This is a genomic window from Bombilactobacillus bombi, from assembly GCF_013607485.1.
GTDB classification, from domain to species: domain Bacteria; phylum Bacillota; class Bacilli; order Lactobacillales; family Lactobacillaceae; genus Bombilactobacillus; species Bombilactobacillus bombi_A.
Genome location: NZ_SCHP01000106.1, coordinates 1 through 2161 on the forward strand (window position 1 = coordinate 1; position 2161 = coordinate 2161).

At 30.9% G+C, this 2161-nt stretch carries 1 protein-coding gene and 2 pseudogenes; 1 reads left to right on the forward strand and 2 read right to left on the reverse strand.

Translation table 11 applies throughout. The features are described from left to right. Both EQ827_RS08520 and EQ827_RS08525 read right to left on the reverse strand, forming a co-directional pair. The coding region (locus tag EQ827_RS08520) for an ATP-binding cassette domain-containing protein (RefSeq protein ID WP_181190557.1) at positions 1-375 on the reverse strand (375 nt) is incomplete at its 3' end. Between the two features lie 390 nt (positions 376-765). After that, positions 766-1293 (reverse strand): annotated as a pseudogene (locus EQ827_RS08525) (DJ-1/PfpI family protein); the annotation flags it as partial. A gap of 195 nt (positions 1294-1488) precedes the next feature. On the opposite strand from EQ827_RS08525, the pseudogene EQ827_RS08530 reads away from it, so the two are divergent. Then, a pseudogene (locus tag EQ827_RS08530) lies at positions 1489-2013 on the forward strand (transposase). The last annotated feature ends 148 nt before the right edge of the window (positions 2014-2161 follow it).

Below are 2161 nucleotides of genomic sequence, written 5' to 3' on the forward strand. Positions count from 1 at the left end.
TTCTTTTATTAGTTTGTATACATCCTCTTCTTTTTTTCCATATACTTTTGCATACAACAATAAATTATCGTAAACTGATAAATCCATGTATAAACCGCTATCAACCGCAAACAAACTAATTTTTTTAAAAAAATCTTGTTTTATATTTTTAATATCATTTCCATCTATTTCTATTTTTCCTGAATAATTTTGGATTTGCTTCGTCAAAACATTTAACAAAGTTGTTTTACCGGCACCTGAAGGTCCTATAATACCAAAAATCTCATTTTTAAATACTTGTATTGTTATATTATCTAAAGCCAAGAATTTTTTATTACTAAATAAATTCTTTTTAAATTGAACCGTCAAACCATTACATCTAATAATATCTTTCAAGCAATATACCTCTTTTCTTATTGTAGTATTGAGATACAATAATTAAATATTAGATATGTATTTTCTCCTTTGCGTTAATTTGTTTTGATACTATATTTTTTTTATTGTATTTGTCAACTAAATTTCCGTAAAAAGCAGCTAGGACAAAAACCGCCCTCTACGGGTATAACGAAGTGACTCACAATCGTTAGTTATTTGTCTAACAATTATGAGGCACTTCATTGTGCTTAAACTTCGGTGAAGTACTTTTTTGCTTCTCATAATCTATGAAAATGCCTAAATAAAGCCTACTTAGCAGTATTTAATGATTAACTGTGAGATAAATACTTGACCGATAAGAAATTATATATAATTGGCACCAAGTATTAATTGTTTTAATTATAAAGGACATTAAGAATATGGATTACCATATTTTTGACAATATTTATAAAATCCTAATTGGTAAAAATCAGTCATTCTTTTTACTTCAGAATCTGTTGCAAAATTTATCATTTTTAATACTAAACGCGTAAATTCTAAAGCGGCCGTGCCATTAGCAGTAACCAAATTGTTATCAATAACCGCTTGCTGATATTTAAATTTTGCTGAGTTATTATAGTGCTGATATGATTGCCAAACTTCTTTATCATTACCAGTATGCTGATAATTATATAACAGTTCCTGACGTGCTAGATAATCAACACCCCCACAAATTGCTCCTACTAATTCGTTATTATCTAGACGATATTTAACAAATTCGGTTAATTTAATGTCATTAATAGGCCAATTACTTCCACCAACAAGGATAAATAAATCTACTTTATTTGGTAATTGTTCAAGTGTGTAATCAATTTTTGTTTGAAAACCACCTAAAGAGGTCACTTTAGATATAAAACTAGCAGTTCTTACTCTCCAATTAGTACTTTGATTTAAAATATTTGATAAATATGATCCTTCCTAATCTGCATATTGATCAGGTAAAAAAAATATTGCCTGCTTCATAATAAAGTCCCCTTGTCTTATTAAAAAACTAAATCATAATTATTATTATATAGCGCAGATTCTATAATTAATCCGAACATCCTTAATCTAAAAAACCTAAAGTAATTCCTTTACACATGAAAGAAGATTACTTTGAGTACTACTACTTTAACACAGTTTGACCGCGGAGCGATAGCCCTTTTACACCAACAAGGTAAAACGCAGCAACAAATCGCTACTGCAGTGGGCGTAGATAAGCCCACTATCTGTACGGAATTACAACGGGTGCAGCCTCAAGATGCAGATCAAAAAAGAAGGAACTGTGGCCGTAGAACGATTTTAGATGAGCTCCTGAAGCAATTGATCGAAAACCATTTACGCTTAACTTGGTCTCTGAAAGCCCCAGATCGGACGGTTCAGTCTTTAAACCTGGCTTTTGCAAGCTTTAAGCAGCGTTATGGCTTAACTGCTTATTTCTGTCATCCTTATTCACCTTGGTAACGGGGCAGCAATGAATACTTTAACCGCAAACTGCGCTGGTTCTTTCCTAAGAAAACTGACTTTAAACAAGTAATTGCCGATCAAGTGTTAGCAGCACTTGGACTGATTAATAATCGACCTTTAAAACTGCACAATTATCGAACTGCCATTGAAGTTTTTAGAGCTTGTTCAGATTAAACTTGTAATCTGCCATAATAATAGTAGTGCTTAAATCAATCTCTGATTTCATTATTTTAATAATCATTGTAAAGGCCTTACTTTTTTAATTTAATGCACTTATCAGTCCTAATTATAAAATCTTTGCTTAAATCTATTTAACATATAA